General features: G+C 68.5%; 14 protein-coding genes. 4 read left to right on the top strand and 10 right to left on the bottom strand.

The genetic code is table 11. From position 1 onward, the window contains the following. Positions 1–162: 162 nt before the first annotated feature. Positions 163–921 carry a GntR family transcriptional regulator gene (locus JCR33_RS13575; protein WP_198882621.1) on the top strand — a complete coding sequence of 253 codons (759 nt, stop codon included), beginning with the start codon at positions 163–165 and terminating at the stop codon, positions 919–921. A gap of 249 nt (positions 922–1,170) precedes the next feature. Beyond that, positions 1,171–2,256 (top strand): NAD/NADP octopine/nopaline dehydrogenase family protein, encoded by a 1,086-nt coding sequence (locus tag JCR33_RS13570; protein ID WP_198882620.1) that lies wholly within the window; start codon positions 1,171–1,173, stop codon positions 2,254–2,256. A gap of 120 nt (positions 2,257–2,376) precedes the next feature. Here the strand turns inward: JCR33_RS13570 and JCR33_RS13565 are convergent, their stop codons facing one another. The 6 genes from JCR33_RS13565 to JCR33_RS13540 all read right to left on the bottom strand — a co-directional run bounded on the left by JCR33_RS13565 (position 2,377) and on the right by JCR33_RS13540 (position 8,710). Beyond that, entirely contained in the window at positions 2,377–3,735 is a 1,359-nt protein-coding gene (locus JCR33_RS13565; RefSeq protein ID WP_198882619.1) for an LLM class flavin-dependent oxidoreductase, read from the bottom strand. Positions 3,736–3,739: 4 nt separating this feature from the next. Next, positions 3,740–4,261, bottom strand: coding sequence for a flavin reductase family protein (locus JCR33_RS13560; protein WP_211110279.1), 522 nt, complete (start codon positions 4,259–4,261; stop codon positions 3,740–3,742). A gap of 291 nt (positions 4,262–4,552) precedes the next feature. Next, entirely contained in the window at positions 4,553–5,605 is a 1,053-nt protein-coding gene (locus JCR33_RS13555; RefSeq protein WP_211110278.1) for an ABC transporter substrate-binding protein, read from the bottom strand. A 351-nt stretch (positions 5,606–5,956) separates the two neighbouring features. Next, positions 5,957–6,793, bottom strand: coding sequence for an ABC transporter permease (locus tag JCR33_RS13550; protein WP_198882616.1), 837 nt, complete (start codon positions 6,791–6,793; stop codon positions 5,957–5,959). Between the two features lie 2 nt (positions 6,794–6,795). Continuing rightward, positions 6,796–7,638 carry an ABC transporter permease gene (locus JCR33_RS13545; protein ID WP_198882615.1) on the bottom strand — a complete coding sequence of 281 codons (843 nt, stop codon included), beginning with the start codon at positions 7,636–7,638 and terminating at the stop codon, positions 6,796–6,798. After that, positions 7,631–8,710, bottom strand: a complete 1,080-nt coding sequence (locus JCR33_RS13540) for an ABC transporter ATP-binding protein (RefSeq protein ID WP_198882614.1) — start codon at positions 8,708–8,710, stop codon at positions 7,631–7,633. The genes JCR33_RS13545 and JCR33_RS13540 overlap by 8 nt, the downstream gene beginning before the upstream one ends. Before the next feature lie 438 nt (positions 8,711–9,148). Between JCR33_RS13540 and JCR33_RS13535 the strand changes: the two genes are divergently transcribed. Then, positions 9,149–10,522, top strand: coding sequence for an MmgE/PrpD family protein (locus JCR33_RS13535; protein WP_198882613.1), 1,374 nt, complete (start codon positions 9,149–9,151; stop codon positions 10,520–10,522). A 40-nt stretch (positions 10,523–10,562) separates the two neighbouring features. Here JCR33_RS13535 and JCR33_RS13530 read toward each other — a convergent pair whose 3' ends face one another. Next, complete coding sequence (locus tag JCR33_RS13530) at positions 10,563–11,789, bottom strand: metal-dependent hydrolase family protein (RefSeq protein WP_198882612.1); 1,227 nt, start codon at positions 11,787–11,789, stop codon at positions 10,563–10,565. A gap of 104 nt (positions 11,790–11,893) precedes the next feature. Then, complete coding sequence (gene guaA / locus JCR33_RS13525; protein ID WP_198882611.1) at positions 11,894–13,441, bottom strand: glutamine-hydrolyzing GMP synthase; 1,548 nt, start codon at positions 13,439–13,441, stop codon at positions 11,894–11,896. Positions 13,442–14,103: 662 nt separating this feature from the next. On the opposite strand from guaA, the gene JCR33_RS13520 reads away from it, so the two are divergent. Next, the gene (locus tag JCR33_RS13520) at positions 14,104–15,480 is read left to right on the top strand and encodes a calcium-binding protein (protein ID WP_198882610.1); all 1,377 of its coding nucleotides are present in this window, start codon (positions 14,104–14,106) and stop codon (positions 15,478–15,480) included. Positions 15,481–15,529: 49 nt separating this feature from the next. On the opposite strand, the gene JCR33_RS13515 is transcribed toward JCR33_RS13520, so the two are convergent. Together JCR33_RS13515 and guaB are read right to left on the bottom strand one after the other, a co-directional pair. Continuing rightward, complete coding sequence (locus JCR33_RS13515; RefSeq protein ID WP_198882609.1) at positions 15,530–16,819, bottom strand: RsmB/NOP family class I SAM-dependent RNA methyltransferase; 1,290 nt, start codon at positions 16,817–16,819, stop codon at positions 15,530–15,532. Positions 16,820–16,850: 31 nt separating this feature from the next. Then, positions 16,851–18,356 (bottom strand): IMP dehydrogenase, encoded by a 1,506-nt coding sequence (guaB, locus tag JCR33_RS13510; RefSeq protein ID WP_198882608.1) that lies wholly within the window; start codon positions 18,354–18,356, stop codon positions 16,851–16,853. Positions 18,357–18,465 lie beyond the last annotated feature (109 nt).

Here is an 18,465-nt window from a genome sequence, read left to right as displayed (position 1 = left end):
GGTCGATCGTGTACACTCGGTATCGGGAAAGTTGTTCGCGGATGCGACCCGAGCCGTCGCGAGGCTGGGCGGAGCACGGCGCGCCTGCTAGGACCCAAAGTTGATCACGTAATGTCATCACACTACGGTGACGCCACCACCGCAACGGTCTCGAGAGCCAAGATGGACAAGAACGACAAGGAAGACGAGCAACCTAAAGGTGCCTCCTCCACTCCCGGCAAAGGCGGTCGGGTGACGATGCACGACAAGGTGCTGGCGAGCCTCCAATACGGCTTGATGTCCGGCTTCTTCCTGCCCGGCCAGGTGCTCAGCCTGCGCAAGATCGCGGCGAACCTCGACACCAGCCTGATGCCCGTGCGCGAGAGCGTGAGCCGGCTCGTGGCGGCCCATGCGCTGGAAGAGCTGCCGAACCGCACCGTCCGCGTGCCGAAGCTCTCCGCGAGGGGTCTCATCGAGCTCTTCGAGGTGCGCACCCTCATCGAGGGCATGGCAGCCCGCGTCGCATGCGAGAGGGTCACCGACGAGCTGATCGAAGAGCTCGGCGAGATCAACGATCGCCTTCTCGCCGCCCATGCGCAGAACGACATGGGCCAGGTGCTGATCGCCAACAAGGAGTTCCACTTCGCCATCTATCGCGCGGCGAACTCCGATATCCTGATGCCGCTCATCGAGTCGTTGTGGCTGCGCTGCGGGCCGACGATGTATTTCTCGATGAACTCGCCCCGCAACCTGTGGGACACCTCGATGCACCTGCGCCTCCTCGACGCGTTCCGCGCCAAGGACACCGGCGCCGCGGAGACGGCGATGGTCGACGACATCATGAAGACCGGCGCCTATCTGATCGCCGAGGCCCAGAGGGAGCCGGAAACGGGCCCCTTCGCGTCGCTCTCCAACGCCTTCCGCCTCGACCGCGGCCTCTGAGCCTCGCCGCCGAGAGACCCCACGCCGCCGGGCCGACGCCCCCGCTTCGAGCCGCGCCGATCCACGCCCCCATCCAGCCCGCAAGCCCCACAGCGAATGCCGGCCGACCGCCGGCTCCGCCGGGTCTCGTATGCTTGACAGTCGGCAATTGTGATCACAAAATGTGATTCATTACTTCTGAGCACGATGGACCCCATGCGGCTTTCCCCTCCAGGTCAGACTCTGGCCGGGCACCTCGTTCCGATGAACATGAGCGTTGCGGTCCTGGGCGCCGGGGCGGGTGGCATCGCCGCCGTCGCCGAGCTCTCCACCGCCGGCCACGACGTCGCTCTCTGGAACCGCTCGGAGGCGACGCTGGCGCCGCTCAAGGCCCAGAGCGGGGTGCGCTTCAGCGGCGTGATCGGCGAGGGCTTCGTCGAGCTGCCGATGATCACGGGCAGCATCGCCGAGGCGATCCGCTCCGCCGACGTCGCCGTCGTGTGCCTGCCGACATTCTCGCACGCCCCGGTCGCAAAGCTCCTCGCCGAGGCGGACTGGCCGTCGGACAAGCCGGTGGTCCTCAATCCGGGCCACACCGGCGGGGCGCTGGAGTTCGCGACCGCCTTCGCGCGGACGGGGCGGCAGGCGCCGCCCGTCGCCGAGCTCTCGACGCTCACCTACGTGGCGCGCAAGTACGCGCCGGAGACGGTGACCGTCACCTGCCGCGCCAAGAGCGTGCGCGCCGCCGCCCTCCCCGGCGGCGATGCCGCTCTCGAGGCCGCGGTGGCGCTGTTTCCCGGCGCGACCGCCGTGCCGGACGTTCTCTGCTCCTCGCTCGCGAACGCCAATCTGGTGCTGCACCCCCCCGGCTCGGTCCTCGCCGCGGCCTGGGTGGAGGCACGCCAGGGCGACTTCACCTTCTACGTCGACGCGATGACGCCCGGCGTCGCTCGAACCATGCAGGCGCTCGACGAGGAGCGCTGCCGCGTCGCACGGGCGTTCGGCCACGAGATGCCCCACCTCATCGAGGAGATGAAGCTCATCGGGACGGTCGAGCCCGACGCCGACCCGACGGACTACGCCGCGGCGGTCGCCGGCGGCGGCGCCAACAAGAACATCAAGGCGCCCGATTCGCTGACCCACCGCTACTATCGAGAGGACTTCGGGCACGGCGTCCTCCCCTTCCTCGCCCTCGCGGAGATCGCGGGCGTCGAGACGCCGGTCGCCCGCTCGCTGCTGACGCTCGCCGAGGCCGCCGTCGGCGTCGACTACCGCGTCCACGGCCGCACGGCGGAGGCGATGGGCATCGCCGGCCTCGACCGGGACGGCCTGCTTCGCAAGGTGCGCGGCGCATAGGAGCGCCGGCGCAGGCGCCCTCGTCGCCCGCGCCGGCTCCATTCCAACGCATTCGTGGGACTCGTCCACACCGCCGAGGGTTCCGCCGAACGGCGGCCCCTCGGCAACGGAAAGCGCGGGTCAGGCTGGCTGCGCGGCCATCTCCTGCGGGTGCTTGTGGCGCGACGCGACCGCTGGAAGGCCGAGATTGCCGCGCAACGTCTTGCCCTCATATTCGGTGCGGAAGAGGCCGCGGTTCTGCAGCTCCGGCACGATGTGGTCGACGAAGCCGTGGATGTCGGCCGGCTGCTTCGCCGGGAGCACGTTGAAGCCGTCGGCCGCGCCCTCGGTGAACCACGTCTCCATGACGTCGACGATCTCGGACGGCGTGCCCACGACGACGTGGTGGGCGTTACCGATCGAGGTGTACTGGTAGAGCTGACGGATCGACCAGCCGTTCTCCCGCGCGAGGTTGAGAAGAAGCTCGCCGCGGCTGATCACCGGCATGTCCGTCCGCAGCTCCGGCGGCGGCCCGTCGAGGTCGCGGTCGCTGAGGTCGCCGAAGAAGCGGACGAGCTTCTCGAGGCCCACGAGCGGGTCGATCTCGTTCTGCATCGCGCGGTAGCGATCCTCCGCCTCGGCGTGGGTCTGGCCGATGACGGGGAGGATGCCGGGCATGATCTTCACGTCGTCGGGGTTGCGGCCGCTGGCGGCGACCCGCGCCTTCATCGCGGCGTAGAAGGTCTGGGCGTCCGCCAAGCGGTTCTGCACCGCATAGACCACCTCGGCGTAGCGCGCGGCGAAGTCCATGCCGTCGGCCGAGGCGCCGGCCTGCACGATCACCGGCCGGCCCTGCGGCGTGGGCGGCTGGTTCAGCGGCCCCTTCACGCGGAAGAACTCGCCGACATGATCGATCGGGTGCATCTTGGCGGGCTCCACGAACACGCCGCGCGCCCGGTCGCGTACGAACGCGTCCTCCTCCCAGCTCTGCCAGAGGCCGAAGGCGACATCGAGGGCCTCGCGCGCCCGCCGGTAGCGCTGATCCTTGGGGAGGATCCTCTCCTCGCTGAAGTTCTGCGCCTCGCTGTCGCGTGAGGAGGTGACGACGTTCCACCCCGCGCGCCCCCCGCTCAGATGGTCGAGCGAGCCGAACTGACGCGCCAGCTGAAAGGGCTGGTGAAGCGTGGTGGAGGCCGTCGCCACGAGGCCGATGTGGGTGGTGAACTGGCTGAGCGCGGAGAGGAGCGTGATCGGCTCGAACTCCGCCCCCACCGGGGTGCGGCCGAACGCCCCGCGCGGCTCGTCGGAGACGGTGATGGCGCTCTGATCGGCGAGGAATACCAGATCGAGCAGCCCGGATTCGGCCTTCTGGGCGACCTCCAGATAGTAGGGGAAGTTGATCGCCCCGTCCGCCGGAACGGCCGGATCGAGCCACGCGCTCGGATGATATCCGACGCCTCGCATCGACAGGCCGAGACGCATTTTTCGGGTGACGTCCATTGTCTTACTGCCCCTGGTTCACGTCGAGAAATCTTCCCGAATGGTAGAGAAGCGGCGCGCCGCCGCTGATGGCCGCCGCGCGCAGGCCGCCGATGATGATGCGGTGGTCCCCGCCGTCATGGACGGCGACGACGTCGCAGCCGGCCTGCGCGACGGCGCCGTGGATCGCCGGCATGCCGATCGCGTCGAGCGACCAGCCGAGTGCGCCGAACTTGTCCTCGCGCTTGGAGGCGAAGAGGCGCGCCACGTCCTCCTGCCCCTTGCCGAGAAAGTTGATGCAGAAGCGCCCGGCATCGAGGAGTGGCGCGAGCGTCGAGGAGCCGTCGTCGACGCAGATCAGAAACTGCTGCGGCTCCAGCGACAGCGCCGTGACGGCGGTCATCGTGAGGCCCTTGGGCCGGCCGTGCCGGTCGACGGTGGTGACGACGGCCACCCCGCTCGGCCACGCGGCGGCGATGGTGCGGAACCGTTCCGGCGGTAACGGGTCGGGGTCCGCGACGGAAGCGGAGACGGGCTGGACAGACATCATGTGACACTTTGGTTTGTTTCGCTCAACAAAACCGCGGCGAGCCGGCGCCGGTCAACATAGATAGTGGCAATCAACATACGCGAAAACGAACGTCGAACGCTTTCCGCACGATGGTCACTTTTCAACGACTTGTCACATACGGTCGCAACTCGCTCGAATGCTGCGCGCCCGCGATCGTGGTCGATGATGATTGCCCACGCGTCCCCATAAGCGTGCCGCCGGGCGGGGGTCCGGCGGCACGCGACGCGGGAGCGGTCGGTGCTCCCGTTGTCGGCGATGATTAGAAGCTCACCGCTCGACTTCCCGATTCCACCGATCCACGAGTTCAGGAAGCACCGCGGTCAGCTTTCGGTAGTCCGGGAAGAAGATCGTATCGAGGTCGGGGAAGAACTCCTTGACGTCGGCGGGGATCGTGACGCCCGGCACCACCGGCGCATAGCCGGCCTTCAGCGCGATCTTCTCCTGCACGTCGGTCGAGAGGAGGTAGTTCACCCACGCGTGCGCCACGTTGGGATGCGGCCCGTTCTTCACGACGGCGACGGAGCTCGAATAGCCGACGGCCCCCTCTTTCGGCGCCACGAAGCGCACCGGGAAGCCGGATTTCCGGTGGAACATCGCCCGGCCGGCGGCGTGGGACCACACCCACAGCAGCCCCTCCTGGGCGAGGGCGTCCATCTCGCCCGACGCGCTGAAGAAGTCGTAGACGTTCGGCATGAGCTCGGCGAACTTCGCGAAGGCCGCGTCGAAGTCGTAGGGATCGCCCGACAGGATCTTGGCGATCAGCGACACCGTTCCGATCGTGCTGGTGCTGTTGATGTTCAGCATCCCGGTGTGCTGCTTGTACTTCGGATCCCACATGTCCCACCACGAGGTGGGCGCGTCGAACCCCTTCTCGCTCAGGATGTCTCCATTGTAGAGGAGACCGATGACGTTCTGGCCGACGGGAAGCACCTTCGACTCGGTCGCCAGGTTGGGGTAGACGTTCGCCGCGTTCGGGATCCGCTCGGGATCGTAGTCGGCGAGGACGTCGTCGTCGATCGCCTGAAAGGTGGTGGCGCCGGCGAGCCAGATCACGTCGATCGACGGACTGCTGCGCTGCGTGCGCAGCTTCGCGAGGTTCTGCGACGACGGGCTCGGCACGTAGATGATGTTCACCCCGTGCTTTTCGGCGAACGGGGGGATGATGTCCTCTTCCATGATCTTCTGCATGACGCCGCCGGTGCAGGCGAAGATCAGCTCGTCCTCGAGCGGCCCCGTGGCAACGCCGCCGGCGGCATCCGCCCAGGATCGGCGCGAAAGAACGGCGGGGCTGGCGAGCGCCCCGAGCCCGAGAGCGACCATTTTCCGTCGATTCATCGCGAACTTAGGGAAGTCCGAGCGTCTCATACGTTGTCCCCTGGCTGGTTGGAGGGCCCCACGCGGGGCTGAGGAAGTGACAAGGCGAATGTCACGGTGCTTCCATGCGTGCGACAATATCGTGATCACATTTTGAGATCAATACAGAAATAGCCGGGAAACTCGCCTCCTCGCCCCTCTCCACGGTGCGGCGGCGATGCGCCGATCCGCGGGCCCGGATGGCCATGCCGCCGCGCCGTCGCGCCGGGCATCGACGGCAAACGGCCCGCGACAGCGCTGCCGCGGGCCGTTCAGGCTTGCGTCGTGGCCGCGCGAGGGCGGCCGCATACGGGCGGTCTACTCGCCGGCCGGCCGGGACCCCCGCTTGGCCGGCTCATCGCCGAGGATCAGGCGGAGCAGCCCGAACCACCATTCGATGATGATCACAACGACGGCGCTGATGATGATCATCAGCCCGCTCGCGGCGGCGATCACCGGGTCTGAGCCCTGCGAGGCGTAGCTGAAGATCTCGGCCGGCAGCGTCATCTTGCCGGGGAGCGCTGTGAACAGCGAGATGGTGATCTCGTCGAAGGAGAGGAGGAAGGCGAAGAGGATGCCGGCGAGAATGCCGCGCAGCCCGAGCGGCAGCACGACGTGCCGGAGCGTGTAGCTGCGCGACGCGCCGAGCGTGAAGCTCGCGAGCTCGAGCCGCGGATCGAGACCGCCGAGGCTCGTCATGGTGAGGCGCAGCACGTACGGCACGGTAATGAGGATGTGCCCCATGAGCAGCGCGTAGGGCGCGCTCGGGATGGCGAGGCTGCCGAAGAGCTGCAGCAGAGCGATGGCGAGGACGATGTGCGGCAAGGTGAGCGGCATCATCGCGAGCGACACCAGAAAGGTGCGCCCCGGAAAGCTCGGCTTGACGAGGACGACGGCGCTCAGCACGCCGACGAGCCCCGACGCCGTGGCGGTGATCGCCGCGATCTGCAGGCTGAAGCTCAGCGCGTTCATGAAGGTGTTGTTCTGCAGCACCTCCACGTACCACCGGGTGCTGAGGCTCGCCGGCGGAAAGCTGATGTAGCCCTCCCCGGTGAACGAAGCGGCGAGCACCACGACCATCGGCGCCAGCATGAAGGCGGAGAAGAGCACGCCATAGATACGCCCGACCCGGGCGAGAGTGTTCCGGCGCGCCATGATCAGCCGCCCACCTTGTTGACGATGCGGCTGCTCGCGATCGTCACCACGGCGAGGACGGTGGTCGTGATCGCCAAGAGCACGATCGCCAGCGCGCTGCCCGACTGCCAGTCACCGAGCACGAGATTCTCCTGATAGATGAGGAAGGGCATGGTCTTGTTGCGCGCCCCGCCGAGGAGCACGGGCGTGCTGAAGGCGGTCATCGACAGCGAGAAGACGATGGCGGAGCCGGCGACAACCCCCGGCGCGCTGAGCGGCAGGATGATGTCCTTGAAGATCTGCCATCGGCTCGCCCGCAGCGTCGCCGCGGCGCGCAGCAGACGGACGTCGATCTTGGCCATCGCCGAGTTGATGGAGAGGACCATGTAGGGGATGTAGATGTGCATCAGGCCGATGACGATCGCGCCTTCCGTCTTCAGCATCCGCGGGCGGATGTCGGGGGGAAACAGCGAGGCGATGGGCCCCGTCGGTCCAAGGAGCACGATCCACCCGTAGGTGCGCACGATCACGCTGACGAAGAGCGGCGAGATGATGATGAAGAGGAACACGCGCCGCCACCGGCTGCTCGAAAAGACGAGGAGCAGCGCCGCCGGATAGCCGGCGAGGAGCGCCGCGACGGTGGTCACCAGGCCGATGACCAGGGTGCGCACCATCACCTCCAGATAGAAGCCGTCGGTGAAGATCGACAGATACTGGGCGAGCGAGGGGAAGGTCTGCTCCTCCTTGAGGCTCGTCGTCGCCACGATGCCGAGCGGCAGGACGAAGAAGAAGCCCAGGATGACGAGGAGCGGCAGCAGCATCGCCGCGTGGGTGATGAGAAGGGACGTGCGGTGCGCCTTAGCCATGGGGCGCGTCCAACAGAGTCGAGGCCTCCGGCAGCCAGCTCGCGTAGACGTCGTCGGAGCCGAAATCCACGTCCGCCTTCGACGAGCGGCAGGCCTCGAGGACGCCGATGGCCGTCTCCACCCGATAATAGCGGTGCGGTCCCGCCTCCTGGATGGACACCACCTTGGCCGGGAGCGAGTTGCCCTCCCCCGCCGTCTCGGCGAGCATCACCTCCTCCGGCCGCACGAAGAGGTCGTAGCTCTTGCCGGCGGCGACCGCCTCGGGAACGGCGATCCGATGGCCGCCCACCAGGATCGCTCGGTCGCCGGTCCCCTCGCCGGTCAGATGATTGGTCCGCCCCACGAAGCGGGCGACGAAGCGGCTCGCCGGCCGCTTGTAGATCTCGCGCGCATTGCCGATCTGCTCGATCCGGCCGCGGTTCATCACGGCGACGCGGTCGCAGATCCCGAACGCCTCCTCCTGGTCGTGGGTCACGAAGATGGTGGTGACGTTGGCCTCGCGCTGGATCCGCCGAAGCTCCGCCTGCATGTCAGCGCGCAGGCGGGCGTCGAGGTTGGATAGCGGCTCGTCGAGAAGCAGCAGCTCGGGTTGGACGGCGAGCGCGCGGGCGATCGCGACGCGCTGCTGCTCGCCCCCCGAAAGCTCGCGGGGAAGGCGGTGACCCTTGCCGTCGAGGCGGACGAGTTCGAGGAGGCTCGCGACGCGCTGCCGATAGTCGGCGGGCTTGCCCGCGACCCGCAGGCCGTAGCCCACATTCTCGGTGACCGTCATGTGCGGAAAGAGAGCATAGCTCTGGAAGACGACGCCGACCCCGCGCCGCTGTGGCGAGGCCGCGGTCACGTCGCGCTCGTCGAGGAGCACCTTGCCGCGGCTCGGCTCCACGAAGCCCGCGATGACCCCGAGCGTCGTCGACTTGCCGCACCCCGAGGGGCCGAGCAGGCCGAAGAACTCGCCCGGATGAACCGCGAGGGAGAAGCCCGACATCACGTTGCCGGCGCCATAATCGACATCGACGTCCGTCAGCCGAAGCGAAACGCCGCGGCTCGGCGTAGACTGGCTCTGCTCGATCAACGGTCCGCCCCTGCGACCCGACCCGCACGGCCGCCGCAACGAGTTCCGAACCGCTCGCTTCGCGCCGGACGCGCCGACAGAGACGAAAGGCCAATGAGGATGCGTTGCCGGCGGCACGCGCAGCCCGGATTGTCGATCATTCGGAGTTCCCTTGTCCGTTCTTGATGGTCGTAAGGCGGCGCTCCTCTATTCCGCCGTTCTTCCGACCATATCGTGATCACGATTAGTGATCAATAGATGACGATCACCACTCGCGCCCCCGCCGCGGCCGGATGGATTGATTCTCCGAATCAAGATTGACCCGACCCCGACACCCCGCTCCCTTGCGACGGCGCCGCTGCTTGGGCGGGCCCGCCGGTGCAGCGCAACCGCGCCGCCGCCGCGCAGAATGCGGCCCGCCGAGCCGCAGTCCGGCGCCCCGCCTCGCAGGAGAGAATGATGGCCGATACCCTCGCAGGCCGCCCAACGGTGATTTCCGCTCTCGCCGCCTGGGCCGACGCGACCCGCGCCTTCGGCCCCCTCGCGCGGCAGCGGGCACGGGACGCCGTCGTCGACACGGTGGGCTGCATCGTCGCAGGGGCCGCCGAGCCGGCAACCGCCATGGTCCGCGACACCTTCGGCGGCGAGAGCGGTCGCCACGCCGTCGTCGGCGGGTGCACCGCCGCGCCGGGGCACGCCGCCCTCGTCAACGCGACGTCGGCGCATGCCTTGGATTTCGACGACACCTTCCGCCCGCTGATGGGGCACGCGTCCGCCGTGCTGGTGCCGGCCCTCCTCGCCGCCGCCGAGCATCGTGGGATCGCCGGCAGCCGCCTCCTCGACGGCTACGTCGTCGGCCTCGAAGCCCAGGCGACAGTCGGCGCACTCATGAACCCCGACCACTACGCGGCGGGCTGGCACGCCACCTCCACGGTCGGCCTCGTCGGCGCCGCGGCCGGGGTTGCGCACATGCTGGGGCTCGACGGCGCCGGGATCGGCCGCGCCATGAGCCTCGCCTGCAGCATGACGAGCGGCATCAAGGGCCAGTTCGGCACGCCCGCGAAGCCCCTCCACGCCGGCCTCTGCGCGTGCAACGCCGTCGAGGCCGCGCTGATGGCCGCCGCAGGGCTCACCGGGCGCAGCGACATCGTGGAGCACAACTTCGGCTTCCGCCGCCTCTACGCCGGCAACGACACCCCCGCCGCCCCCATCCTCGCCGCGATCGGCGGCGCCCCGGCGATCGAGACCGTCGGGCTGACGCCCAAGCGCTTCCCCTGCTGCGCCGCTACCCACAAGGTGCTCGACATGGTGCTCGACCTTGCGGCCGTCCACCACTTCCCGGCGGACGCGGTGGTGGCGGTCGACGCGCTGGTCGGTTCGATCAACGCCGGCAACCTGCCCTATACGAGCCCGGTCGACGAGACGCAGGCGCGCTTCTCGATGAACTTCTGCGTCGCCCTCGCCCTTCGCCAAGGCAAGCTGCGGGTGGGCGACTTCACCCGCGACACCGTGCTCGCCCCCGACATCCAGCGCCTGATGCCGCGGGTGACGATGTGCGCCTATACCGCCGACGAAGAGCGCGAGACGCGGGACCTGCCGCACAAGGTGGCGATCCGCCTCGCCGACGGCCGCACGCTCGCCGCCGAGCGGCTGATGCAGAAGGGCACCATCGCCGAGCCCTTCGACGACGGCGCCCGCCGCGACAAGTTTCTCGACTGCGCGAGCGGACACATGGACGGGTCGGCCGCGGAGCGCTTCCTCGGCGACCTCGAGGCGATCGCCGCGATGCCCGACGTGACGCCCGTCGCCCAGGCGCTCGCCGCCGTCCGCTGAGAGGCGACCGCGCCGACCCGGGGGAGCGCCGGCGGCGGGGTCAGCCCAGCGCGGCCTTGATTACCGCTCCGCCCTTCAGGATGAGGTCGATGTGCCGCCCCTGATCCTGCAGCAGGTCGATCCGCTCCAGCGGGTTGCCGTCGATCGCGATCAGATCGGCCTCGAGCCCCACCGCGACGCGGCCGATGCGTTCACCCATCTGGAAGAGCTCGGCCGCGGCGACGGTGGCTTGGCGCACCAGCTCCGCCGGCGAGAACACCTCCGCCCGCAACGAGAACTCGATCGACTGATGACGATGCAGCTTGCCGCTCAGATCGGTGCCATAGGCGAGCGGCACGGCGTTGCGGCGCGCCACCTCCAGCGCCCTCATGCCGTGCGCCAGCATCTCCTTGTTTAGCCCGTGCACGCGGGGCGAGATGCCCATCTCGAGCCCCTCCGTCGCCATGGTGTGGAAGATCGCCAAGGTGGGCACGACGCGGGCATCGTGGGCGAGGATGAGCTGAGCCGTCTCATCGTCGAGGAAGTTGGCGTGCTCGATCGAGCGGGCCCCGCATCTGACCGCCCGGGCGACCGAGCGGTTGGTGTAGGAGTGGACCATGACGTAGCGGTTCGCGCTGGCGGCCTCCTCGACCGCGGCGCGAATCTCGTCCTCGGAATATTGGTCCTGGTCGATCGGGTCGGACGGCGAGGCGATCCCACCGCCGACCATCAGCTTGATGTGGTGGGCGCCGCGCCGGATCTCGTCGCGAGCTGCCCGACGGACGGCATCGACGCCGTCGCAGATCTGGCCGAGACCGGGCACGTAGGGATGCTGATCGGCGAGCGTCCGCCCGGGCTGGCGCATGTCGCCGTGCCCGCCGGTCTGCGACAGGGCCTTGCCGCAATAAAGGAGCCGCGGGCCCTTGATGAAGCCCTCCTCGATGGCGCGGGCGAGGCCGAAGTCCGCGCCGCCGCCGTCGCGCACCGTCGTGAAGCCGCGCTGCAGCATGCCTTCCAGCACCGCGGCACTGCGGACGGCGACGTAGGAGGGCGGCAGCCACTCGAGCTCGGCGAAGGAGTTCATGGGCGCGGCGGCGTGGACGTGGGCGTCGCACAGGCCGGGCATCAGGGTCCGGCCGGCGAGGTCGAGCCGGTCCGCCGAAGGGTAGGTGATGGTCCGGTCGATCTCGACGATCCGCCCGCCCGACACGAGGACGTCGTGCTCGCCGACGAGCCGACCTTCGACGACGTCGAGGATGTTGGCGTTCTTCAGCAGCAGATCGGCCATCGACCTCTTCCCACCCCCACCGGCAGCCCCGACCGAGCCCCGCGGGAGCGTGGTAGCTCAGGTTGACGCAAAAGTCATCACGATATGTGATCACATGCGCTAAGCTACTCCCACTCGATCGTGCCCGGGGGCTTGGAGGTGACGTCGTAGACGACGCGGTTGACGCCGCGTACCTCGTTGACGATGCGGGCGGCGACGCGGCCGAGGAAGTTGATGTCGAAGGGGTAGATGTCGGCCGTCATGCCGTCGGTGGAGGTGACGGCGCGCAGCGCCAGCACCCGCTCGTAGGTGCGCGCGTCGCCCATCACCCCCACCGTCTGCACCGGCAGAAGCACCGCGAAGGCCTGCCAGATGGCGTTGTAGAGGCCGGCCGCGCGGATCTCCTCGATGTAGATCGCGTCGGCCTTGCGCAGAACGTCGAGCCCCTCCCTCGTCACCGGGCCGGGGTGGCGGATCGCAAGACCGGGCCCCGGGAAGGGGTGGCGGCCCACCAGAAGCTCCGACAGGCCGAGCTCGCGCCCGAGCGCCCTCACCTCGTCCTTGAACAGCAGGCGCAGCGGCTCCACGAGCTTCAGCCCCATGCGCTCCGGCAGCCCACCCACATTGTGGTGGCTCTTGATGGTGACGGAGGGGCCGCCCGTCGCCGACACGCTCTCGATCACGTCGGGATAGAGCGTGCCCTGGGCGAGGAAGTCGCCGTTCACCCGGCGCGCCTCCTTCTCGAACACCTCCACGAAGAGGCGGCCGATGGTCTTGCGCTTGGCTTCCGGGTCGGAAACGCCGTCGAGCGCCTCGAGGAAGAGGTCGGCCGCGTCCACCTTGTTGAAGATCACGTCGTTGCGGCCGGCGAACATCGCCTCGACGTCCGCCGCCTCGTTCTGGCGCAACAGGCCGTGATCGACGAAGATGCAGGTGAGCCGATCGCCGATCGCCTCGGCGAGGAGCACGGCGGTGACGGTGGAATCGACGCCGCCCGAGAGGCCGCAGATCACGCGCCCCTCCCCCACCTGGGCGCGGATCGAAGCGATCGCCTCGTCGCGGAAGGTGGCCATCGTCCAATCGCCCCTGGCGCCGGCGATGCGACGGACGAAGGCTTCGATCAGCCGCGCACCGTCCGGTGTGTGCACCACCTCGGGATGGAACATCAGACCGTAGGCACGCTTTGACTCGTTGGCGAGGATGGCGAAGGGCGCACCGGGCGAGCGGGCGATCACCTTGAAGCCCGGCGCCGGCTCCACCACGCGGTCACCGTGGCTCATCCACACGGTATGCCGCTCGCCCGGGGCCCAGATGCCGTCGAGGAGCGGACTGCCGGCGACGACCTCCACCTCGGCGCGGCCGAACTCGCGATGATCGTCGGCCTCGGCGCGGCCGCCCATCTGGGTGGTCATCACCATCTGGCCGTAGCAGATGCCGAGCTTGGGAACGTCGGCGTCGATCAGCGCCTGGGGGGCGCGCGGCGAGCCTTCGGTGTGGGTGGAGGCGGGCCCGCCGGAGAAGATCACGCCCACGGGCCGATGCTCGTTGAAGGCCGCCTCCGCCTCGTGGAACGGAGCGACCACGCTGAAGACCCCCGCCTCGCGCACGCGGCGCGCGATGAGCTGGGTCACTTGGCTGCCGAAATCGACGATGAGGATGGTGTCGTGCGTCATGTCGCCTCTTGCCACAGGGCGCCGTTGGAGGCGAGCCCCGCGCGCGCATGACACACATCTTGGCGCGTGGCATCGACCGACCGTCGCGGCACCGCGTCACGCCAATGCGGCACCGCATCACGCCAATGTGAGCCGACGCCTATCCATATGTCCGTGCAAGCGACGCCGCGGACCGCGCCGGACCCACGCCCGCCCGCTGGGCCGTTCCCGACGCTCCTCGCCCCGGTGCGACGGACCATCAGGTCTACGCCTCTGAAGAACTTGAGCGATGGAGGGTGCCCCGACACGGCGGCGATGCCGTACCGTCCGAGGTGCAAGCCGCGCTCGCGGACCTCGGTCCGCGCCGAACACTCCAAGTCGCGGCCGATCTAACGCCTTCGACGGGAAGATCAATTTCGCAAAGCCCGATCGAATCATACCGAGACGAAATGATACGCTCGAGCGGGTCGTGACGACGCCGCCTCACCTTCCGCCGCATTTTTGCCCTATTTTAACATGGCCGGCCGAGTATAGTTTCTTCAATCAGCAAGTCGTTTGAACTGATCGCCATTCCGGATAAATATTCAATTTCAATAGCTTTACAAATCGTCCGAAGAGGATCTAATTTCCGCGGGCAGCCTTTGACCGATACGCCCCAAAAAAGACACATTCTGGAGAAGACCATGGCAAGCGGCACCAATCTTCGAGAAGTCACCGTTACGATCGAGAACTATTTCTACGGACCTGACTTCGTCAACGGTCTCGCGAAGCAGACGAATGAATACGAGATCATTTCCGATACGAAGGCGGTTCTCAAATTCCAGGCCGGCTTCCACTCGGATCGGACGATCGTTCAGGTCGTTACCGGCGAGGGCTTCGGATACGATGCCAATGGCCGCCTCACCGGCATCGTCACATCCTATGTCGGCTTCTATAAGGACACGCCGGACGAGCGCTGGACCTTCACGGGCCTGTCGACCAGTCTCGATCGCCTGAATACGCTTGCCTCGGACCCCGACGTCAAATTCAGCGAGCTCCTCGTCATTCCGCTCCAGTATACGTACGTGGGCGCCGACCGCGAAGACTTCTACATCGAGGGATCGTTCGCCGACAGCGCGCGGGGCTACGGTGGTGACGACTTCTTCAACGGCCTCGACGGCCCCGATACGCTGATCGGCGATGGCGGCCACGACACGCTGATCGGCGACGAGGGCGACGATCTCCTTCAGGGCGGGGCGGCGAGCGACCATCTCCTCGGCCGCTCCGGGTCCGACATCATCGAGGGCGGCGGCGGTAACGACAAGATCGCCGCCGGCGGCGATTCCGACTTCGTCGATGCGGGCGCCGGCAACGATTCGGTCGCCGGTGGCACCGGCGACGACCTGATCATCGGCGGTGACGGCAACGATCAGCTGCGCGGCAACCAGGGCTCCGACACGATTTTGGGCGGTGACGGCGTCGACTGGCTCCGGGGCGACAGCGATTCGGACATTCTCGACGGCGGCAACGGCGCCGACAGCATCCGCGGCGGGACCGGCGAAGACACCATCCTCGGTGGCGCGGGGCACGACAAGCTGTTCGGCGAGGACGACGACGACGACATCGACGGCGGCGACGGCAACGACCAGATCACCGGTGGCAGCGGCGTGAACTACCTCTTCGGCGGCGCCGGCGACGACACGATCGTGGGTGGCACCGACACCGACGAGCTCTACGGCGGCGACGACAACGACATCATCCGCGCCAGCACCGGCGCCGATCTCGTCAACGGCGGCGCCGGCGATGACACCCTCTCCGGCAACGACATCGGCGGCGGCGGCGACTTCGCCATCGACTCGTTCGCCTTCTCTGGCGCGTTCGGCAACGACGTCATCACCGACTTCGAGCTGAACTTCGACCAGATCATCTTCACCGACGGTATCGAGGAAGACGACATCTCGACGACGATGGACGGAAACGACGCCGTCATCACCGTCGACGTCGACGGTGACATTCAGACGTTGGTCGTGCGCAACGCGACCACGCTGTTCAACCCGGAGATCGACATTCTCGTCGCCTGACCGCTCGCCCGCGCCGGCCATGCTCCGGCGCGGGCAACGAGGGGGGCGGTCAGTCGGCCATGCGTTCCAGCACGGCGACGAAGAAGCCGTCGGTGCCGGTGGCGGCGGGGCTCATGGTGAGGCTCATCCCGTCGGCGCTCCACGGCTTGGGCCCGTCGACGCCGAAGAGCTCCTCCCACGCCTCCCCCGCCGAAACGGGGGCGAAATCGGGAGCGCGGGAGAGGAAGTCGTCCACCTGCGCCTCGTTCTCCTGCGGCAGCACAGAGCAGGTCACGTAGACGACGTAGCCGCCCGGCCGCACGAAGCTGCGCGCCTCGTCGAGGCAGGCGGCCTGCTCCTCCACCCGCCGTGCCAGCGCCTCCGGCGACAGGCGCCACTTGGTCTCCGGCCGCCGTCGCCACACTCCGCTGCCCGAGCACGGCGCATCCACCAGCACCCGGTCCATCCGCCCTTTGAGCGCGGAAAGGTCGCTCCTCGCGCCGTGGACCTGGACGTTGCGCACCCCGGCCCGCTTCAGCCGCTCATAGATCGGCGCGAGCTGGCCGGCGTCGGCGTCGGTGGCGTGGATCTGACCCCGGTTCTCCATGTGGGCGGCGATCGCCAGCGTCTTGCCGCCGGCGCCGGCGCACATGTCGAGCACCTGCTCGCCGGGGCGGGCGAACAGCAGGAGCGCGGCCACTTGGCTCGCCTCGTCCTGCACTTCCACGTGGCCGCGCTGGTAGATCTCCTCGCGCAAGATATTGGGCGCCCGCTCCCAGCCCGCCCGCGCCGGCAGCCGTACGCCCACCGGGCTGATCGGCGTCGCTGTAGCCCCATGGCGCGACAGCGCCTTCAGCACCCGCGCCCGGTCGCTCTTCAGCGTGTTGACGCGCAGATCGACCGGCGCGCGCGCGGCGAGCGCCTCCGCCTCCTCGATCCACTCGTCGGCAAAGTTCGCCTCGAACGCCTCCTCGAGCCAGTCGGGAATGTCGGCGACGACGTCGGCGGGCGCCTCGCCGAGCCGGTCGACGGCGAGCGCCGCCCGCTCCGCCTCGCTCAGCGGACCCGGACCGAAGCGCTCCTCGCCCATCGCCTCGAGGTCGGCGACGCCCACCCCCCAGCGGAAGCGCAGCGTCGCGAGCGTCAGCGCACGCGGCGTGTCCTCACCCGCCCGGAAGGCGGACGAGCGGCGCCAGCGCAGCGCATCGTAGACGAGGTTGCCGATGGCCGCCCGGTCCCCCGAACCGGCGAAACGGTGGGAGAGGCCCCAGTCCTTCAGCGCGTCCGCCACCGGCCGGTGCCGGGCGGTCACGTCCCCCAGCACCTCGATGGCGGCGGCGATCCGTCCCGCCGCGCGCACTAGCGCCTCGCCCCCCGCCGTCCGGTCACGCTCAGCGTGCGGACGGGTAGTTGGGGCTCTCGCGCACGATGGCGACGTCGTGGACGTGGCTTTCGGCGAGGCCCGCGTTGGTGATGCGCACGAAGCGGGCCTTGTCCCGCAGCTCCTCCAGGTTCTTCGCCCCGACATAGCCCATCGCGGAGCGCAGACCGCCGGTGAGCTGGTGGAGAATTCCGCTGACGGGCCCGCGGAAGGGCACCTGCCCCTCGATGCCCTCGGGCACGAGCTTCATGGTGTCGCGCACCTCGGCCTGGAAATAGCGGTCGGCCGAGCCGCGGGCCATGGCGCCGATGGAGCCCATGCCGCGGTAGGATTTATAGCTGCGACCCTGGTGCAGATAGACCTCGCCCGGGGCTTCCTCGGTGCCGGCGAGCAGCGAGCCCACCATGGCGCAGGAGGCGCCGGCGGCGAGCGCCTTGGCGAGATCGCCGGAGAACTTCACGCCGCCGTCGGCGACGACCGGCGTATCGGAGCCCGACGCCGCCTTCGCCGCCTCCATCACCGCGGTGAGCTGCGGCATGCCGACGCCGGCCACCACGCGCGTGGTGCAGATGGAGCCGGGGCCGATGCCGACCTTCACCGCATCGGCGCCCGCGTCGATCAGCGCCTTGGTGCCGTCGGCGGTGGCGACGTTGCCGGCGAGCACCTGAACCTGGTTCGACAGCCGCTTCACCCGCGACACGGTGTCGAGCACGCGCGAGGAATGGCCGTGCGCGGTGTCGACCACGATGAGGTCGACGCCGGCGTCGACCAGCGCCTCGACCCGCTCCATCCGCTCGCTGGTGGCGTCGGCCACGCTGGTGGCGGCGGCGACGCGAAGGCGCCCCTGCGCATCCTTCACCGCGTTCGGATAGGCCCTCGCCTTCTCCATGTCCTTGACGGTGATGAGGCCGGTGCAGTTGCCCGCCTCGTCGACCACGAGAAGCTTCTCGATCCGGTGCTGGTGGAGGAGGCGCTTCGCCTCTTCCTGCTCGGCCCCGTCGCGCACCGTCACGAGCTCGCTCGTCATCAACTCGCGCACCGGCGTCTTCGGGTCGGAGGCGAAGCGCACGTCGCGGTTGGTCACGATGCCGATCAGCTTGCCCCGTACGTGACCGCCGAGCTCGCCATTTTCCACCACCGGAATGCCTGAGATCCCGTAGCGCTCCATCAGCGCCAGCGTGTCGTGCAGCGTCGCGTCAGGGCCGATCACCACCGGGTCGACGATCATGCCGCTCTCGAACTTCTTCACCTTGCGCACTTCGGCGGCCTGCTCCGCCGGCGTCATGTTGCGGTGGATCACGCCGATGCCGCCGCACTGCGCCATCGCGATGGCGAGCCGCGCTTCCGTCACCGTGTCCATCGCCGCCGACAGAATCGGGATGTTGAGCGAAAGGTCGCGGGTCAGACGCGTCGCGATCGTCGTCTCGGCCGGCAGAACCTCAGAATGTCCGGGAGTTAGCAGAACGTCGTCGAAGGTTAGCGCTTCCGTCGTCGACAGGCTCACGAATTCAGCCATGGTGTTCCCCCTTCCCCGACGCGGAGTCGTCGGGTCCGGCGGGCCGTCCGCCGTGGGGCGTCATATCGCAGTGCGGCATAGGACTTCAATGTCGGTCGGCTCACCCTCC

Source organism: Acuticoccus mangrovi (assembly GCF_016411865.1).
In the GTDB taxonomy this organism is placed as follows: Bacteria; Pseudomonadota; Alphaproteobacteria; order Rhizobiales; family Amorphaceae; genus Acuticoccus; species Acuticoccus mangrovi.
This window is presented reverse-complemented; position numbering and strand designations above follow the sequence as displayed.

What these genes read in the sequence shown, in the direction of transcription:
- JCR33_RS13575 (WP_198882621.1), top strand. Translation starts at nt 163, where the DNA reads ATGGACAAGAACGACAAGGAAGACGAGCAACCTAAAGGTGCCTCCTCC.
- guaB (WP_198882608.1), bottom strand. Translation starts at nt 18,356, where the DNA reads ATGGCTGAATTCGTGAGCCTGTCGACGACGGAAGCGCTAACCTTCGAC.
- JCR33_RS13530 (WP_198882612.1), bottom strand. Translation starts at nt 11,789, where the DNA reads ATGGCCGATCTGCTGCTGAAGAACGCCAACATCCTCGACGTCGTCGAA.
- JCR33_RS13565 (WP_198882619.1), bottom strand. Translation starts at nt 3,735, where the DNA reads ATGGACGTCACCCGAAAAATGCGTCTCGGCCTGTCGATGCGAGGCGTC.
- JCR33_RS13535 (WP_198882613.1), top strand. Translation starts at nt 9,149, where the DNA reads ATGGCCGATACCCTCGCAGGCCGCCCAACGGTGATTTCCGCTCTCGCC.
- JCR33_RS13555 (WP_211110278.1), bottom strand. Translation starts at nt 5,605, where the DNA reads ATGGTCGCTCTCGGGCTCGGGGCGCTCGCCAGCCCCGCCGTTCTTTCG.
- guaA (WP_198882611.1), bottom strand. Translation starts at nt 13,441, where the DNA reads ATGACGCACGACACCATCCTCATCGTCGATTTCGGCAGCCAAGTGACC.
- JCR33_RS13570 (WP_198882620.1), top strand. Translation starts at nt 1,171, where the DNA reads ATGAGCGTTGCGGTCCTGGGCGCCGGGGCGGGTGGCATCGCCGCCGTC.
- JCR33_RS13550 (WP_198882616.1), bottom strand. Translation starts at nt 6,793, where the DNA reads ATGGCGCGCCGGAACACTCTCGCCCGGGTCGGGCGTATCTATGGCGTG.
- JCR33_RS13560 (WP_211110279.1), bottom strand. Translation starts at nt 4,261, where the DNA reads ATGTCTGTCCAGCCCGTCTCCGCTTCCGTCGCGGACCCCGACCCGTTA.
- JCR33_RS13545 (WP_198882615.1), bottom strand. Translation starts at nt 7,638, where the DNA reads ATGGCTAAGGCGCACCGCACGTCCCTTCTCATCACCCACGCGGCGATG.
- JCR33_RS13520 (WP_198882610.1), top strand. Translation starts at nt 14,104, where the DNA reads ATGGCAAGCGGCACCAATCTTCGAGAAGTCACCGTTACGATCGAGAAC.